General features: G+C 45.5%; 15 protein-coding genes. 2 read left to right on the top strand and 13 right to left on the bottom strand.

Going from position 1 to position 17,195, the window contains the following annotated elements; all coding sequences use genetic code 11:
- Positions 1–21: 21 nt before the first annotated feature.
- The 3 genes from E4K67_RS03875 to priA all read right to left on the bottom strand — a co-directional run bounded on the left by E4K67_RS03875 (position 22) and on the right by priA (position 3,315).
- Positions 22–225, bottom strand: a complete 204-nt coding sequence (locus tag E4K67_RS03875; protein WP_135545054.1) for a hypothetical protein — start codon at positions 223–225, stop codon at positions 22–24.
- Positions 226–420: 195 nt separating this feature from the next.
- On the bottom strand, positions 421–873 hold the full coding sequence (gene def / locus E4K67_RS03870; protein ID WP_135545053.1) for a peptide deformylase: 453 nt from the start codon (positions 871–873) through the stop codon (positions 421–423).
- Between the two features lie 174 nt (positions 874–1,047).
- A complete protein-coding gene (gene priA, locus E4K67_RS03865; RefSeq protein WP_135545052.1) occupies positions 1,048–3,315 on the bottom strand; it encodes a replication restart helicase PriA in 2,268 nt (755 codons plus the stop codon).
- A gap of 347 nt (positions 3,316–3,662) precedes the next feature.
- Between priA and E4K67_RS03860 the strand changes: the two genes are divergently transcribed.
- The gene (locus E4K67_RS03860) at positions 3,663–4,907 is read left to right on the top strand and encodes a solute carrier family 23 protein (protein ID WP_135545051.1); all 1,245 of its coding nucleotides are present in this window, start codon (positions 3,663–3,665) and stop codon (positions 4,905–4,907) included.
- A 203-nt stretch (positions 4,908–5,110) separates the two neighbouring features.
- On the opposite strand, the gene E4K67_RS03855 is transcribed toward E4K67_RS03860, so the two are convergent.
- From E4K67_RS03855 to dapF, 9 genes are all read right to left on the bottom strand, one after another.
- Positions 5,111–5,512 (bottom strand): ACT domain-containing protein, encoded by a 402-nt coding sequence (locus E4K67_RS03855; protein ID WP_135545050.1) that lies wholly within the window; start codon positions 5,510–5,512, stop codon positions 5,111–5,113.
- Positions 5,513–5,526: 14 nt separating this feature from the next.
- Positions 5,527–6,813, bottom strand: coding sequence for a phenylacetate--CoA ligase family protein (locus E4K67_RS03850; RefSeq protein ID WP_135545049.1), 1,287 nt, complete (start codon positions 6,811–6,813; stop codon positions 5,527–5,529).
- A gap of 364 nt (positions 6,814–7,177) precedes the next feature.
- On the bottom strand, positions 7,178–8,368 hold the full coding sequence (metK, locus tag E4K67_RS03845) for a methionine adenosyltransferase (protein ID WP_135545048.1): 1,191 nt from the start codon (positions 8,366–8,368) through the stop codon (positions 7,178–7,180).
- Positions 8,369–8,373: 5 nt separating this feature from the next.
- Positions 8,374–9,582: a bifunctional phosphopantothenoylcysteine decarboxylase/phosphopantothenate--cysteine ligase CoaBC gene (coaBC, locus tag E4K67_RS03840; protein ID WP_135545047.1), complete on the bottom strand. Its 1,209-nt coding sequence runs from the start codon at positions 9,580–9,582 to the stop codon at positions 8,374–8,376.
- Positions 9,582–9,788 carry a DNA-directed RNA polymerase subunit omega gene (gene rpoZ, locus E4K67_RS03835; protein WP_135545046.1) on the bottom strand — a complete coding sequence of 69 codons (207 nt, stop codon included), beginning with the start codon at positions 9,786–9,788 and terminating at the stop codon, positions 9,582–9,584. The genes coaBC and rpoZ overlap by 1 nt, the downstream gene beginning before the upstream one ends.
- On the bottom strand, positions 9,769–10,395 hold the full coding sequence (gmk, locus tag E4K67_RS03830) for a guanylate kinase (RefSeq protein ID WP_135545045.1): 627 nt from the start codon (positions 10,393–10,395) through the stop codon (positions 9,769–9,771). The genes rpoZ and gmk overlap by 20 nt, the downstream gene beginning before the upstream one ends.
- Before the next feature lie 9 nt (positions 10,396–10,404).
- A complete protein-coding gene (gene remA / locus E4K67_RS03825; protein WP_135545044.1) occupies positions 10,405–10,680 on the bottom strand; it encodes an extracellular matrix/biofilm regulator RemA in 276 nt (91 codons plus the stop codon).
- Positions 10,681–10,693: 13 nt separating this feature from the next.
- A complete protein-coding gene (locus tag E4K67_RS03820) occupies positions 10,694–11,572 on the bottom strand; it encodes a YicC/YloC family endoribonuclease (RefSeq protein ID WP_135545043.1) in 879 nt (292 codons plus the stop codon).
- Positions 11,573–11,927: 355 nt separating this feature from the next.
- Positions 11,928–12,764: a diaminopimelate epimerase gene (gene dapF, locus E4K67_RS03815; RefSeq protein WP_135545042.1), complete on the bottom strand. Its 837-nt coding sequence runs from the start codon at positions 12,762–12,764 to the stop codon at positions 11,928–11,930.
- A gap of 338 nt (positions 12,765–13,102) precedes the next feature.
- Between dapF and E4K67_RS03810 the strand changes: the two genes are divergently transcribed.
- On the top strand, positions 13,103–14,326 hold the full coding sequence (locus tag E4K67_RS03810; protein WP_199242448.1) for an MFS transporter: 1,224 nt from the start codon (positions 13,103–13,105) through the stop codon (positions 14,324–14,326).
- A gap of 32 nt (positions 14,327–14,358) precedes the next feature.
- Here E4K67_RS03810 and E4K67_RS03805 read toward each other — a convergent pair whose 3' ends face one another.
- Positions 14,359–17,106: a calcium-transporting P-type ATPase, PMR1-type gene (locus E4K67_RS03805; RefSeq protein ID WP_135545041.1), complete on the bottom strand. Its 2,748-nt coding sequence runs from the start codon at positions 17,104–17,106 to the stop codon at positions 14,359–14,361.
- Between the last annotated feature and the right edge of the window lie 89 nt (positions 17,107–17,195).

The raw sequence follows: 17,195 nt of genomic DNA, 5'->3' as shown, positions 1-17,195 counted from the left end.
TCTTACTATCGTTCTATCGTTCTATCGTTCTATCCGTTCTATCCGTTCTATCCGTTCTATCCGTTCTATCCGTTCTATCCGTTCTATCCGTTCTATCCGTTCTCCGTTCTTCGTAACCCGTAACCCCAGCCCGAGGAGCGCTTTTCTGCTAAGCGGATGCGTAAGTGGAGCCGCGGTCCAGACAAGCGCCGACAGTTCGCGCCCCGTAGCGCGCCAATGGTTCACATGCATTCTGTCCAGAGGTTTTGGCGCGCTCGCGAACTGTCTAGCTTGTCAGCGGCGCAACTCGCAGACGCGTGCAGAACAGCGCTCCTCCCCAGAGGTTTTGGCGTGCTTGCGAACCGTCTAGCTTGTCAGCGGCGTAACTCGCAGACGTGTGCAGAACAGCGCTCCTCCCAGCGATCCGACCTGCACCCCAACTTAACTTCGATATGTTTTCTTGGCCACATCGACAAATAGTATCCCCTCTAGGTGATCAATTTCATGTTGCAATGCACGAGCCAACAATTTATCTGCTTGAATGTCCAACAGTTCCCCTTGGCGATTTAACCCCTGAACACGTACTTTAGCGGCCCGCAGCACATCCCCTGTAACATTTGGAATGCTAAGGCACCCTTCTTCAGCACTGTTCTCTCCCTCTTTTTCCACAATAACCGGATTGATGAGCTCTACCAGCACATCGCTCACCTTTACGATGACAACTCGCTTGGAGACCCCAATTTGAGGAGCAGCTAACCCCACACCATCGGCGACATCCAATGTATCTATCATGTTATCTAAGAGTTTTATAATGGTCGAATTAACCTCTTTTACCTCTTTTGCCTTTTCACGTAATACCTCTGCACCGATTTCTACAATCTTATATACAGCCATTGCCTTTTACTCCCTTCAAATTAAACTCGAAGCCCGATACTCGAACATGAAGTCCTTGTCTCTGTTTCGAATATCGCGTATCGTGCTTGAATATTATTGTATCCTATGACTAGCCCCTACGTCGAGGACACATACAGCTCAAGATTTCCAAAATTTCTTACTTAAAAACGATCTTTAGCTCGAAAGTGGATCAACTTCGATGTTCAAGACAACTCCACTACTAGCTGGACCCTTACTAAAATGTTGGACCCCCTGATGTAAAAACGCCCTGAGTATATCAAGACGCCTCCCTTTGACAGATATTTGCCAGCGCCATTGATTCTTAAGTTTGGTTAATACAGCTGGTGCCGGCCCCAGAATATCTATTTCATTATTTCCATATTTTAGGTCCTTCATTCCTTGAATTAGACAAGCCCCCAATTCGTTGGCTCCTTTTATGACTCGGTCCTCTTTCTCATGAAGCAACAAGACACGAACAATATGGGTATACGGTGGATATTTTCGTTCTTTTCGATAGCGTATTTCTTCCCAGAAAAAACCCAGGAAATCATGCTGAGCAGCCCGCATAATTGCACCATCTGATGGAGAATAGGTCTGAATTACAACCTCACCCGGTTTTGTGCTCCGCCCCGCTCGACCTGCGACCTGAGTTAATAGTTGAAACGTTCGTTCTCTAGCCCTAAAATCCGGCATATTGAGTGTCTGATCTGCAGCAATGACTCCAACCAATGTGACATTTGGAAAATCAAGTCCTTTGGCCATCATCTGAGTTCCTACCAAGATAGACGCTTCTTGACGACGAAAGCTTTCCAAGATGGTGCGATGAGCGTCTCCCGAGCGGGTGGTATCAAAGTCCAATCGTAATATGGACGCCTCTGGAAGTAAGCCCTGCAATTCTTCTTCTACTCGCTGTGTGCCCTGACCAAAAAATCGAATATATCGGCTAGCACATTTCGGACAAGTAAGAGGAGGAAGTTCTTTGTGGTTACAATAATGACAGCGCATAGCCTGTCCTTGGCTATGATATGTCAGGGTTATATCGCAATTAGGGCAGCTGACCACATAACCACATTCTCGACAAGCAACAAATGTAGAATACCCTCTGCGATTCAAAAAAAGCATAGATTGCTCGCCTCGCTCTATCCTTTCCCTCAGCTTTTGTTGCAACAGAAGAGAAAACATACTGCGGTTCCCTTGTATAAGTTCTTCTCGCATATCCACAATCTCAACTGGGGGCAGGGTGCTTTCTCCTATCCGCTTAGTCATCGTGAGCAGCCTAATTTTACCCGATTGTGCTGCAGCATAGGCCTCCAAGGATGGCGTCGCACTCCCCAGCAAGACAACGCCCTTTAACTGTTCCATACGTTTGCGAGCGACATCTCTCGCATGGTATTTAGGGTTCTCATCTTGTTTATACGCGCCATCATGTTCCTCATCTAATATGATGAGGCGCAAATTCAATAGAGGTGCAAATACTGCGGAACGGGCCCCAATGACGATCCGCTTATGACCTGCCAGAATATCCTCCCAGGCTTTCATTTTTTCCCTCGGTCGTAAGCCAGAGTGCAAAACAATTACCTGGTCACCAAATTGTGTTTCAAAATACTGGGCGACTTGAGATGTCAGGGAAATTTCTGGTACGAGAAGAATTGCATCTCCGCCTTGATCCAGTACATGCGCTATCAACTCACGATAAACATCCGTTTTTCCGCTCCCCGTCACACCATGCAACAAAATAGTTTGGGACGAACCTTCCTCTAGCGCAACCGACACGCTATTCACCACAATCGTTTGCTCCCCGGTTAATTCGTAGGTTCTACCAGTTAAAATCTTAGGCTTTAAAGGTCTACCGCCTAGGGATTCTTTCTTCACAGACCCTTCCCCTAGCGATACAAATCTTGTTTCCTTTTTCGCCCACCCTTGTTGGATAAGCTTCTCGATCGTCGTCCCCGAAATATCCGCTCGTTTGATAAAAGTATTAAGCGAAATCCCCTTACTTCGTGCTCGGTTAAGTACACTAATCGCCCGGAAGGCATCCGGATCAAGCCACTGTAAGGTCTGAACATCCGAGTCTTTAAGGGATGCCAGAGGAATAACCCACTCTTCCACTTTTCCCTTGAAAAGTGGCCAAACCGTATGTAAGCTTTGAGCAATTGAACAGATGGTCGTTTGCGCTAACCAATGGGCGAGCTCAATCAGATCGGGAGGAACAAGGCTATCCTTGCCCACCCTCTCTAATACCGGTTTGATATTCACAGACGCCAGTTCCTCTGGTAAATCATTCGTCAAGTTCACAACAAGCCCCTGAACCTTGCGGCTCTGAAGGGTAACAAGAACCCGCATCCCTATCTTCAAGTCAAGATTTTCTGGAATAAGATAATGATAACTTTGATCAAGGCGCCGATTTGCTACATCAATCAGTACTTCAGCATAACGAAACATACGACGCCTCCTTACAGCGAAAATTTCCTAATTAAAGTAAATAAAGTGATTATATAGGTCACTCATCAGTATATCAAAACCATGCTCGCATTATATTTTATCACATTACTTCTATCATAAATAATCAAAGTCGAAATTGTTGCGAGCAAGAGGCCTTTTAGCCTTTCTTATATAACCCCTTGTCAAAATAGAATGAATTATGATATGATCTACAAAGTTAAATCCTTGAACCTTTAAATTAGTCCCGTGAGACTAAGAAGGGAATGGCGACCATGATTTCAACATGGACACCTCTTTCTTGCTTGCGGGCAGGGAAGAGGTTTTTTGTATAAAAGAGGAGGAATACCATGTCAACTGAAGTTCAAATTCACGAAAGACTTCCCTTAACCCAAGCGATCCCTCTCGGTTTGCAGCACGTCTTTGCCATGTTTGGCGCAACAGTTCTTGTTCCTTTTTTAACGGGGCTCAGCCCATCAGTCGCACTACTTTCTTCAGGGATTGGCACGATAATATTCCTTTTACTAACTAAAAGTCGTGTTCCTGCTTATCTCGGTTCATCGTTTGCCTACATCGCTGCCTTAACCACCTTTGTTCAGACAAATAATAATCATTCTGGAGCTATGGGTGGAGTTTTAGCTGTCGGTGTCGTGTATATCATACTCTATCTTCTCATGGCTGTCTTTGGGACCAACTGGATTCACAAAATAGTGCCGCCCATCGTTGCCGGTCCAGTCGTTGCTATCATAGGTTTAAGCTTAACCCCAGTGGCAATTAGTATGGCCTCAGGAAACTGGCCGATTGCCGCTTTTACATTAGCCGTTGCAGCTTTACTATCGGTGTATGCTAAAGGCTTTCTCAAGATCATCCCCATTCTAATAGCTATCATTGCCGGGTATATCGTCGCAACTGTCATGGGCATTGTCGATCTAAAGGCATTTTATGCCTCCTTCGATCAGCTGTTTGTCTTTCCAGTCGTACTAGGAAGCGGTTTTCAACTTCCTAGCCTCGATAAAGTAGCGATTTTAGTAATGGCTCCACTTGCCTTGGTTACCATCATCGAAGATTTAGGACATATGATTGTCTTAGGAAATATTACCCATTCCGATCCAATTAAAAACCCAGGCTTTCATAGAGTCCTCCTCGGCAATGGTCTGGCCACAGCCGTAGCCAGTTTCCTAGGAGGACCTCCTGTTACTACCTACGGTGAGAACATAGGGGTACTTGCCGTAACAAAAGTATATAGCACCTTCAACATATGGGTTGCTGCAATTCTTGCAATTATCTTTAGTATGATTAACCCTTTACAAGCCGCGATCATGTCCATTCCCACTGCGGTTATGGGTGGGGTCACCATCCTCCTCTTCGGGATGATTGGTACGACAGGTTTACGCACTCTGATCGAAGCTAAAGTAGATTTCTCAGATACCAAAAACCTCATCATTGCTTCCGTCATTTTCGCCCTAGGTATTGGTTTGCCTGAACACGGAGTAGCCTGGGCAACCATCGTCGGGATTACCTTGAACCTTGTACTCAAAGGACAACCTGAGCCCGTCAATAATTTAAGTGTAGGGAAACAAAATAATAATAAGTAAAAGAAAACTAATACCGTCTTTTTGCACTTCGAAGATGGAATTATGAAGTCTAATTTGCAAAAGAGCCTTTCGTCACTAAACGAAAGGCTCTTTTGCATTCCAATTAATAATTGTCCGGGCATTCTGCCACTTGCAACAAGGGTCTATAGCCCTAGTTTTGAACGACGAACGCATGACCGTGAACGTATGTCGAGAACCCGCCCCTACTTTAAGGGCAAATTAATCTCTTTCATCGCCTTCTCCATAATAGCTTTGTCCTGAACTCTAAGGACAACCTGGGCCTGTTGATTCTCTTTCTCTACAAAAGCATACATATACTCCACGACAACATCCTTTTTGACGAGTTGGTTGAGTACTTCTGCTAGTCCTCCAGCGCGATCTGGAACCTTAAGTACCCATACAGGAGTTAAGGAGACTACAACTTTTCGTTCACGTAATTTCTCTGTAGTTACTTCAGGTTCATCCACAATTATTCGTAATACCCCATAATCCTTGGTATCCGCCAATGATAGGGCCCGCAAATTCACATTAAGTTCGGCGAGAAGACTTATCACCTCAGCCAATCGTCCTTTTGCATTTTCCAGAAAGATTGATAATTGTAACATTTTAATACCCTCCCCTAGCGGCGTTTATCAATGACCCGAACGGCCTTGCCTTCACTTCGTGGTATACTTTTTGGTTCTACCAGACGAATACGAACGGAGATGCCTAGAATATCTTCAATACTTTTCTTGAGACGTTCTTGACGTCCTTCCAATTCTCGTACTTCATCAAAGAAACTAGTTTCATTGACTTCCACTTGAACTTCTAGTTGATCCAAGCTACCCTCACGGTAAACGACTAGCAGATAATGTGGTTCAAAACCACCCAAAGACAGAATCGCCTCTTCAACTTGACTCGGAAAGACATTAACCCCTCGAATGATTAACATATCATCTACCCTAGCCGAGACGCGTTCCATGGTCCAGCCGACATGTCCGCAGGAACACGTACCATATTGTAAGGAGGTCAGGTCTTTAGTTCGGTAGCGCAAAACTGGGAAGCCCTCTTTGTCCAAACTAGTGATCACTAACTCTCCTCGTTCGCCAACAGGTAAAGGATTTCCTTCTGCGTCCAAAATTTCCGGATAAAAATGATCGTCAATATGTAATCCCTGTTGAGCCAGACACTCTAAGGCAACCCCCGGTCCCATAGTTTCGCTAAGCCCATAAATATCAAACGCTTTAATACCAAGACGAGCTTCGATTTGTTCCCTCATGCCATCTGACCAAGGTTCTGCACCGAAAATCCCAAACTTTAACTTTAGTTCGTCTCGTGATATTCCTGATTCTTCAAGACTTTCTGCTAGGTATAAGGCATAGGAGGGCGTACACGCCAACACAGTCGTACCAAAATCTCGCATCAGCATCAATTGTCGCGCAGTATTTCCTCCAGATATGGGAACGACTATGGCACCAAGCTCTTCACAGCCATAGTGTAGCCCCATCCCCCCTGTAAACAAACCATATCCGTAAGCGATTTGAACAACGTCCTTCTTGGTTACACCTAATCGCTCAAGCTCCTTGGCTACGATCTTTGCCCAGAGCTCAATATCGTTACTTGTATAGCCTACGACAGTTGGCTTACCCGTTGTTCCTGAGGATGCATGAAGACGAACAATGTTTTCCATAGGTTCGGCAAAAAGCCCAAACGGATAATTCTTACGTAAATCCTCTTTTGTCGTTAAGGGAATCCGCTGGAAGTCTTGAAGAGATTGAACATCTTCAGCTTGGCTTATTCCTACTGCTCCGAAACGTTCTCGATAGTAGGGAATTGGCAAGACACGCTCTACCGTTTCGCGAAGACCCTTCAACCATTCTTGTTCTGTACGATAAGTTCCTACTGGTACTTTATCTGTTATGCCCATTACCTATCCCCTACTTTTACAAAAAATTTGTCTAGAGATTAATAACTATTCCTATAACACATTACATCAATGCCGTAATTATATGATCTAATATACTACAGTTTTGTATATCATACCACTACTTTGTCTACTTTGGCAGGACACTTTTGAGGGAACATCCGCTCAAAGGGCGAACAAAACTTAATATTGTTGCAAGATGGAGACGAAATCTCTAAAAAGACTATTCAACTAGGAGTAGAAATAACCTTCAAATATCAAATGAACTCGTTTAACTGAGATGAAATTTACGAACAGAAAGGGGCTTGTAACAAACTGAGAAACGAGTTTTGTTACAAGCCCCTTTTTAACGCTCTAATTACTATATTTACAGTCCTGCAAGTTTACGCAAGCCCTCTGCTTTATCAGTTTTTTCCCAGGGCAGATTAAGGTCGGTTCTTCCGAAATGCCCATAAGTCGCTGTTTGCCGGTAAATCGGTCGACGAAGGTCCAAAGCCTTAATGATGCCTGCTGGACGAAGATCAAACGATTGCAAGATAAATTCAGTGATCTTATCATCGGCAATCTTTCCCGTTCCGAAAGTCTCAATTGAAACGGATACCGGGCGGGCTACCCCAATGGCATAAGCTATTTGAATCTCGCAACGGTCTGCTAACCCCGCAGCAACAACATTTTTAGCAACATAACGTGCCGCATAAGCACCTGAACGGTCAACTTTTGTGGGGTCCTTGCCTGAGAATGCACCGCCGCCATGGCGAGCCATCCCGCCATATGTGTCTACTATAATTTTGCGTCCCGTAAGACCGCAATCTCCCTGGGGGCCACCGATGACAAAACGGCCCGTTGGATTAATGAAATACTTAGTATCTTCATCTAAAAGTTCTCTGGGAATGGTTGGATACACTACATACTGAAGTAAATCACGTCGGATTTGGTCCTGAGTAACATCTGGATGATGCTGTGTAGAGATAACCACTGTATCCACTCGAATTGGTTTATTATCCTCATATTCCACGGTAACCTGAGTTTTACCATCTGGACGCAGGTAGCTTAAAAAATCCGATTTACGCATTTCACTGAGTTTACGTGCCAAGCGGTGTGCTAAATCAATGGGAGTCGGCATGTAGCTTTCGCTTTCATTCGTTGCATAGCCGAACATCATACCTTGGTCACCGGCCCCGATCGCTTCAATGTCACTATCGGTCATTTCGCCAGTTTTTGATTCTAACGCCCGATTCACACCCAACGCGATATCTGCAGATTGTTCTCCAATCGAGGTTAAAACTGCGCACGTATCGGCGTCAAAGCCATATTTGGCCCGTGTATACCCAACTGAACGGACGGTCTCCCGCACAACATGAGGAATATCCACATAGCACGTGGTCGTGATCTCACCGCTGACTAGGACCAAGCCAGTCGTTACGGTCGTTTCACAGGCCACTCGAGCATTCGGATCTAACTCATAAATTGCATCCAAAATTGCGTCTGAGATTTGATCACAGATCTTATCCGGATGCCCTTCGGTCACAGACTCAGATGTAAATAACTTTTTACCCATTTAGTTCACTCCTTTGTTTGAATACCGAGGAGCTTAGCAATCTCACGAACGAGATGCCGTGCGACCTCAAGTTTGCTCATCTGAGGGAGATCTATTCTTCTTCCGTCAGGGAAGAGAAAACTAACAATGTTGGTTGGGCAGCCAAAACCAGCACCTGGTTTGGTAACATCATTGGCTACTAGTAGATTTACGTTCTTCTTCTGCATTTTATGCTGGGCGTTTTCCATGAGGTTCTCCGTCTCAGCTGCAAACCCAATAAGAACCTGGGACGTTTTCATTCGCCCAAGCTCAGCTAATATATCTGGATTCGGGACCAACTCAAGTGTACGACTTGTCCCGGTTTTTTTAATCTTTTGTTCTGCCTCAACCGCAGGGCGATAGTCCGCAACCGCTGCCGCCTTAATGACAACATCTATTTCTGGAAATAACCCCAAGACTACATCGTACATCTCGAGGGCGGTCTGCACTGATATCTTGGTCACTCCATGCGGAGTTGGTAAATCCGTTGGGGCACTGACTAGAATGGTTTCTGCACCAGCTTCCTGCAGCGCTTGTGCAATAGCATACCCCATCCGACCAGAACTCCTGTTACCGAGATAACGAACTGGATCAAGCGGTTCTTGGGTTCCCCCTGCAGTCACTAGGGCTTTTTTTCCTTGTAGCCAATTCAAGCCAGCAAAAGACCGAGCCACAGATTCAACGATCTCCACTGGTTCGCTCATACGACCGTCCCCCTTGGTTCCACACGCTTGAAAGCCTGTGTCAGGGCCGATGACGTGGATCCCGCGATCCTTGAGGAGTGCTAAATTGGCTTGTGTCGCAGGATGATGATACATCGCATGATTCATGGCCGGTGCCACAAAAATCGGTGCACGAGTCGCTAAAAGAACCGTCGAAAGAAAATCATCCGCTAACCCCATCGCCATTTTTGCCAATATATTGGCCGTAGCAGGAGCCAAAATGACAGCATCAACGTGCTCCGCCAAGGCGATATGCTCTACATTCCAAAGTTTAGGCTCTTCAAAGAGATCTACATACACTGGGTTCGACGAAAGACTCTGCAGGGTAAGTGGCGTAATAAATTCGGTTGCAGACTTTGTCATAGCGACATGTACTTCTGCATGCAGCTTACGTAGCTGCCTAACAACTTCAGCTGCTTTATAAGCTGCAATTCCACCAGTAACTCCAACGAGGATTTTTCGTTCTGTTAACATTACTCAATTTCTTCCGGGGTACATTCATAGGTGAATTTGGAATGAGAAATCTCCTCAAGAGAAATACTGACTGGTTTCACACCCTTAGCTAAATCCTCGTGCTTTGCTTCTTCCATGATTGTTCGAGCCCGCTTGGCTACAACTACGACCAATGTGTACTTACTATCCACTTTACGCATTAGCAAATCAAGTGAAGGTTGTTTCATTAATAAACTCCCCCTTAAAAACAAACGGTTTTCGTTTAACCCGACATCTTTCGGCTACTAAGATACTCTTTAGTTTATCGACAGCCACTGGAACTTCATCATTAACAACTACGTAATCATACTCACTCACATATTCCAGTTCTTGAACAGCCTTAGCTAAGCGTTTCTGAATGACTTCCTCAGTCTCAGTTCCTCGTTTGTGAATACGTTCGGAGAGCACATCCAAGGAAGGAGGTACAATAAAGGTAAAAACCCCTTGAGGGAATCGCTTTTTGATTTGTAACGCCCCTTGAATTTCAATCTCAAGGATAACGTCAAGTCCTGCCTGTATCGCTTGCTCAACAGCAAATCGTGGTGTTCCATAATAATTATCACAAAACTCCGCCCACTCTAACAATTCGTCACTGGCGAGCATGGCCTCAAATTCTTGCCGCGGACGAAAATGATAATGGACTCCATCCACTTCACCTGGACGTGGACACCTCGTCGTTGATGAGACGGAATATCTCAGGTTGGGCATTTGGCGTAAAAGTTCTTGACAAATCGTCCCTTTACCTGCACCAGAAGGACCAGATAAAACAATTAACAGTCCATGATTTATTTCCACACTACACCCCTAGTCTGCCGGATCTTCTACGTGGTTATTGGACTCTTTTGTTGAAAGTCGATTAGCCACTGTTTCAGGTTGGACTGCAGATAGAATCACATGATGGCTATCACAGATAATCACGGCGCGTGTCCGTCGGCCATAAGTCGCATCGATGAGCATACCCGCATCCCGCGCTTCTTGAATGATACGTTTAATCGGAGCTGATTCAGGGCTCACGATCGATATAATTCGGTTGGCAGATACGATATTGCCAAAGCCGATGTTAATGAGCTTAATGTCCAAGATGAATCCTCCATTACTCTAGATTCTGGATTTGCTCGCGCACTTTTTCCAATTCGCTTTTCACACTAACTACCTGTTGCCCAATTGTTAAATCATTAGCTTTTGAACCGATGGTATTAATTTCTCGGTTCATCTCCTGAACCAAAAAATCAAGTCTGCGTCCCACCGAGTCGTTGCTCCTCAACGCATCACGCCCTTGAGCTAAATGGCTGTCAAAGCGAACTAACTCTTCCGCAATCGATGCGCGATCCGCAAAATAAGCCACTTCGTTCACCAGTCGAGTCTCATCCAATTCCACCTCGCCCATAAGCGTCTGAATGCGTTCCTGCAAACGTTCTTGATAATCTGTCACAACAGAGGGCGCGCGCTCAGCGATCAGTGCAAGATACTTCGTAATGAGATCAAGTCTAAGTAGTAGATCGGTTGTTAGTTTTTCTCCTTCAATACTGCGCATCTGCCCAAAACTATCGGTAGCCCTACTAAGGGCCTCAGCGCACGCTCCCCATAAAGTATCAAGAGCAAGCTCAGGATCCTCAACCGAAAGAACGTCCGGAAAAGCGACTAAATGGTAAATATCCGTTTCATACGCTGTATTTAGGGTTAGAGCGAGATCCTTCAATGTCTTATCATACGACAGTGCTAAATCTTTGTCAACCTTCACCAATCTCGTCATTCCTTCAGTTTCCACCACATTAACATGTACTTCAATCCGACCACGTTGGAATCTCCCTTGTAATGATTTACGTATTTGTTCCTCAAAACCAATTAAATGACGAGGGGCTCTTACTATAATCTCTAGGAACCTATGGTTAACAGATTTCAGCTCAATAGAAAACTGATAACCACCTACGCTTGCTTCACCCCGCCCAAATCCAGTCATGCTATTTGCCATATGCCACCTAGCGAATCAATCAGCCAGGCTATTCACCTCCTATTTGATAAATCACACTATCTTTTATACGCAGTTAAGAAACTTCTTCCTAATATATTATACCAAATTAGAAATATTAGCTAAAACCTAGTTAGGTATATTCCTATTGAAATGCTTATCAACCGTTTGCGACGGCGGCGGAAGGAAGAAATCTGTTCCAGACACAGGGACGGTTCTTCCTTCTCTCAGACATGGGGACGGTTCTCCTGTCTAACATAAAATTAGACAACAGAACCGTCCCCGTGTCTGGAACCGAACCGCCCACGTCTGAAAACACCCGAGCGCACACCGTCCCTGGGTCGAACACACAGAGCCTTTAATTCTCTAGCCATTCGCCCTTAAACACATACATGGCTGGGCCAGTCATATAGACGTGATTATCTAATCCCCATTCAATAAATAAATCTCCACCTGGTAAATGAATAGTCACTGTGCGTTCTGTTTTTTCATTGAGCACAGCAGCGACCGCAGAGGCACAAGCACCTGTTCCACAGGCTAGAGTTGGTCCAGCGCCCCGTTCCCAAACCTTCATGGTCATCTCTTGAACAGAATTAATTTCTATAAACTCGACATTAGTCTTCCGTGGAAATAACGAATGTTTTTCAATCGCCGGACCAAGACGCTCAAAATCCAGTGTGGCAAGATCTTTCACAAAGATAATGCAGTGCGGATTCCCCATAGACACGGCAGTATATTGGAACGTTTCCCCGAGCACTTCAAGGGTCTTACCCACCACAGGCTCCCCTTGTCCCAAAACTGGAATGAGGTCTGCCCGCAAAATGGGTTCTCCCATATCTACCCGCACCCCTTGAACCTGGGCCTCTTTAATAGTTAGTTGAATTGTCATAACACCAGCGAGAGTCTCCACACGCATTGGGTTCTGCGTTACAATTCCTTGATCATAAACATATCTCGCGAAACATCGGATGCCATTACCACACATTTCAGGTTCAGATCCGTCTGAATTAATGATACGCATCCGGGCATCCGCGACTTGCGAAGGCAGAATTACGATTATTCCGTCCCCACCTATACCAAATTGTCGATGGCAAAGCTTCTTGGCTAACTCTGGGTAATCCTCGTCAGCCGCAATAGAAAAATGGTCCAGGAAAACAAAGTCATTCCCTAGACCATGCATTTTAATGAATTTCATTGTGCTTCCCCCCCTCGTATCTCCATCATACGCATTACTTTCTAAAAGAATACTACGCTAAATGAAGTGGGTCAACCATTTTTAACCAAGTATACACGAGGAAGGACAGAGATATACATTATACGTCACAAAACTGATCAACTAAGCCTTTCAGCTCGCTCATATTTTGAGACAATTCTTTTCTTAAAAAATCGAATCATTTTTGAGTTATATATCAGTTGTTTTGAGGCGCAAAAGAAAGTTGTTAGTTTTTTATTAGGGAATTCTTAAATGGCAGGGTTCAGCTAGTCGATGTCGAACTTTCTTAATTGGTTGCACTCTAAAGGAGATGAATATAATTGGACTCTCTCAGTAAGAAACCCATTGACGTTAACACTCAACAAAATGATCGGCAACAGAAGGCCCTCATTACTGGTAGACTAGCTCACCTTATTCATGACGGCTTTACCGATATGCTCTATGTATTCTTTCCTATCTGGCAAGGAGTATTTGGTTTGAGCTTTGCTGAAGTGGGATTTCTTAAAACGCTTTTCTCTGGTACTATGGCTCTTTTTCAAATACCAGCTGGAATGCTCGCGAATCGGGTAGGAGAATTTAAGCTACTATTGATTGGAACGGTCATGACAAGTTTTGCAGTCATATTCTATGGATTGGGGACAACCCCCATACTCCTTGGTTGCCTATTGGTGATTGGGGGCTTTGGGTCAAGCGTTCAACACCCATTATCATCTTCACTTATCTCCAGTGCCTACCAAGAAAATAGAAAACGGAGGATAGCGCTCAGTACCTACAATGTTAGTGGTGACTTTGGCAAACTGCTTCTTCCTAGCGCAGCGGCATTCCTAATTACGCAATTTGATTGGCAGACTGCTTGCCACATACTTGGCATTTTCGGAGTAATTATTACCATTTTTCTCTATTTTACTTCGAAAACTCATTATCTTGGAAAGCTTAGTACCACAGGAGAGGATACCGAAGTTTCGCCAAAGGGCGGCCAGTTTATAGGTTGGAATGGAAATCAGCTCTTTTGGGTGCTTTCGACAATTGGCGTGTTTGATAGTGCAACCCGGATGGGGTTTCTGATGTTTTTCCCTTTTCTCCTACAAGGCAAAGGCGCTGATATAACCTTAGTGGGCTTAGCTCTCACTCTGGTTTTTGCGGGGGGCGCTACAGGTAAATTTGTTTGCGGCGTTCTTGCTACTCGTCTGGGAGCCTTGCGAACTATCATCACAACGGAGTCCCTGACAGCATTATGCATCTACGGTATAATTATTCTTCCTCTCTATGGTGCGCTAGTACTTGCTCCCCTTCTAGGATTGGCTCTAAATGGTACATCATCGGTACTATACGGCAGTGTTCCAGAATTAGTTTCAGTTAACCACCAAAAACAGGCTTTTGCCATATTCTACACTGCAACAATCGGCGCGGGTTCAATATCTCCATTTCTATATGGAATAATTAGTGATGCGATTGGTTTAAAGGCCACAGTCATGATCATAGCAGTCGTCGTTTTGCTTACGATTCCCTTAACCCTGCCGCTTAGAAAAAAGCTAGCCGATTAGCTAGCTGTGAACATTTCACCAGCGTGATAATATCAATACACCTTTCCCTTGGCTATGACTGTTTTACCTTGCCAGCTGTTCTTCATAAGTCGCCCAAATCCTATTAGTACAGAAGGTCCACCCGCTATGCACAGGATGAGTATCCATTGCCAACTAACTAAGGGCACAGTCTTAAAGATAGTCTGTAACGGAGGAAGATATATGACGCTGAGTTGCATAATCGTGGAAATCAGCACCGCGCCTACTAGGTAAGGATTCGTGAATAGACCCACTTCGAAGATCCCTCGTTCTTCAGACCGGCAATCGAAGACATGAAACAACTGCGAAAACACCAGAGTCGTAAAAGCCATTGTGCGCGCTCCTAACATGTTCACCCCCATAAAGAGGCCAGCTACGAACACAAAAAGTGTTCCAAGTCCGATCATCGTCCCCCGAATCCCAATTTTGCTGGCCAACCCTCGCGCGAAAATACTCTCTCCCGGAGCCCTAGGCGAACGATTCATGATGCCCGGTTCCGCTCCGTCTACCCCTAAAGCCATCGCCGGCAGGCCGTCTGTGACAAGATTAACCCAGAGGATTTGAATAGGGAGCAACGGAAGTGGTAGACCCACTAGTGTCGCCAAAAACATAGTTAGAACTTCTCCTAAATTACAGGAAAGCAAGTAACGAATAAACTTCCGGATGTTGTCGTAAATTCCACGTCCTTCTTCCACGGCGGCCACGATCGTTGCAAAATTATCATCGCCCAAAACCATAGCAGAAGCTTCTTTCGTTACATCCGTTCCAGTTAAGCCCATAGCCACGCCAATATCAGCTTCCTTGACAGCAGGAGCATCGTTCACTCCGTCCCCTGTCATAGCAACCACTTGCCCATGTTTTTTAAAGGCCCGCACAATTCTTAGTTTATCTTTTGGTGTCACGCGAGCATAAACGGAAATATCCATAACCCGCTCATCTAAATCCCTTTCAGACATCGTCTCAAGTTCTTCACCTGTAACAACTCCGCTCTTTGATCCACGAAACATTCCCAACTCATGAGCAACGGCTTCGGCGGTTAAGCGATGATCCCCCGTAATCATGACAGGTTTGATACCGGCCTGCCGACAAATTTTTATCGCTTTGATAGCACTGGGTCGCGGAGGATCAATCATCCCTAACAATCCGACAAACGTCAACCCTTCTTCGACATGCTCATCCAATGGTTCTGATTCTGACAACGGTTTCTCAGCAACTGCCAGGATACGGAGAGCATGCCGCGCCATTTCATCATTAGCTCGCAGGATGTGTCGCCGACGTTCATCTGACAGCTCCACGATCCCTTTCGCTGTCAACTCCTGTCGACAAAGCTTCAGCACCATATCCGGTGCCCCTTTGACATAGGCCATACGCCCTTGCTTAGTCTTATAGACTACACTCATTCGCTTCCGGTCCGAATCAAAGGGTAACTCTCCGATACGCTCTTGTTTGCGTTCCAGAACCTCTCGCCATATCCCTGCTTTAGCGGCAGCCACCAGAATAGCCCCTTCAGTTGGGTCCCCCTCAACGCCCCAAGGGGCATCATTCCCCTTAGATCTAAAGAGACCTGCAACTTGAACCCCTTTCTTAGTCAACTTGGAATTGTTGCAAAGTGCTGCAATCTTCAACGCTGCATTAAGAGGATCCCGTTCTTTCTCCGGTTCAGCGCCATGAAACTCCCCTTTGGGATCATACCCTTGCCCGGAAACGCTGATTCTTCGTCCATCTGAGTATATTTGGCGCACTGTCATTTCATTCTGAGTCAGTGTCCCCGTCTTGTCAGAACAGATCACCGTCGCGCACCCCAAGGTTTCAACGGCAGGAAGTTTTCTTATGATGGCCTTCCTTTTAACCATTCGTTGTACCCCCACCGCCAAGGCCACAGTGACAATCGCTGGTAAGCCTTCCGGAATTGCCGCCACTGCCAACGACACACCGGTGAAGAACATCTTATAGAAGCCCTCTCCTCTTAAAACTCCCGTGACCACCACCGCAGTGCAGACGATAAAGCTGATCAGAACCAACCATTTACCAAGTTCAGCTAAACGCTTTTGCAAAGGTGTTTCTTCATCTTCCACACTTTGGATCATCCCGGCAATGACACCCATTTCCGTTTCCATCCCGGTCGCTACAACAACGCCAGCTCCCCTACCATTGACTACGGAGGTTCCCATATACCCCATGTTCCTTCGATCTGCCATGGGCGTGAGTTCTTCTTGTAGTGGCAAGATACTTTTATTAACGGGATGAGATTCTCCAGTGAGGGCAGACTCTTCCACTTGCATATTAACTGCCTGAATCCACCTTACATCAGCCGGAATACGATCCCCTGCTTCCAGAAGCACAATATCCCCAGGCACAACCTCGGCAGCTGGAATTCTTTGCTCTAAGCCCTCTCTTAAGACCCGCGCTTCTGGCGCTGTGAGGGAGCGGAGAGATTCCATGGAACGCTCCGCACGATACTCCTGGACAAAACCAAGAATCGCGTTAATAATCAAAATAGCCAGAATCGTGACTGCATCCGCTATCTCGCCCAGAAGCCCCGATACAACTGTGGCTGCCAGTAAGACCAATACCATAAAATCTTTAAATTGTCCTAGGAACAGAAAAACAGGGTGAACTCCCTTTTTAACGACTAGGACATTTTTCCCGACCTCTAATAACCGACGATGAACCTCTTTAACGCTCAACCCTTTCCCCGGATGTACATCCAAGACCTTGGCCACATCAAGCCAAGGCAATACATGCCATGCCTGTTGCCGCATGCTTTTTTCCCCCTTTTCGTGCATCGCGCATAAGCGCAATTGGCTTTGTCCCTTTAGTAGTACATGCTTATTCCTAAAGGCGTTGAAAA

The sequence above is a fragment of the Desulfosporosinus fructosivorans genome (genome assembly GCF_004766045.1).
In the GTDB taxonomy this organism is placed as follows: domain Bacteria; phylum Bacillota; class Desulfitobacteriia; order Desulfitobacteriales; family Desulfitobacteriaceae; genus Desulfosporosinus; species Desulfosporosinus fructosivorans.
Note: the sequence above shows the minus strand (reverse complement) of the source record. Positions and strands in the feature narration are given on the sequence as shown.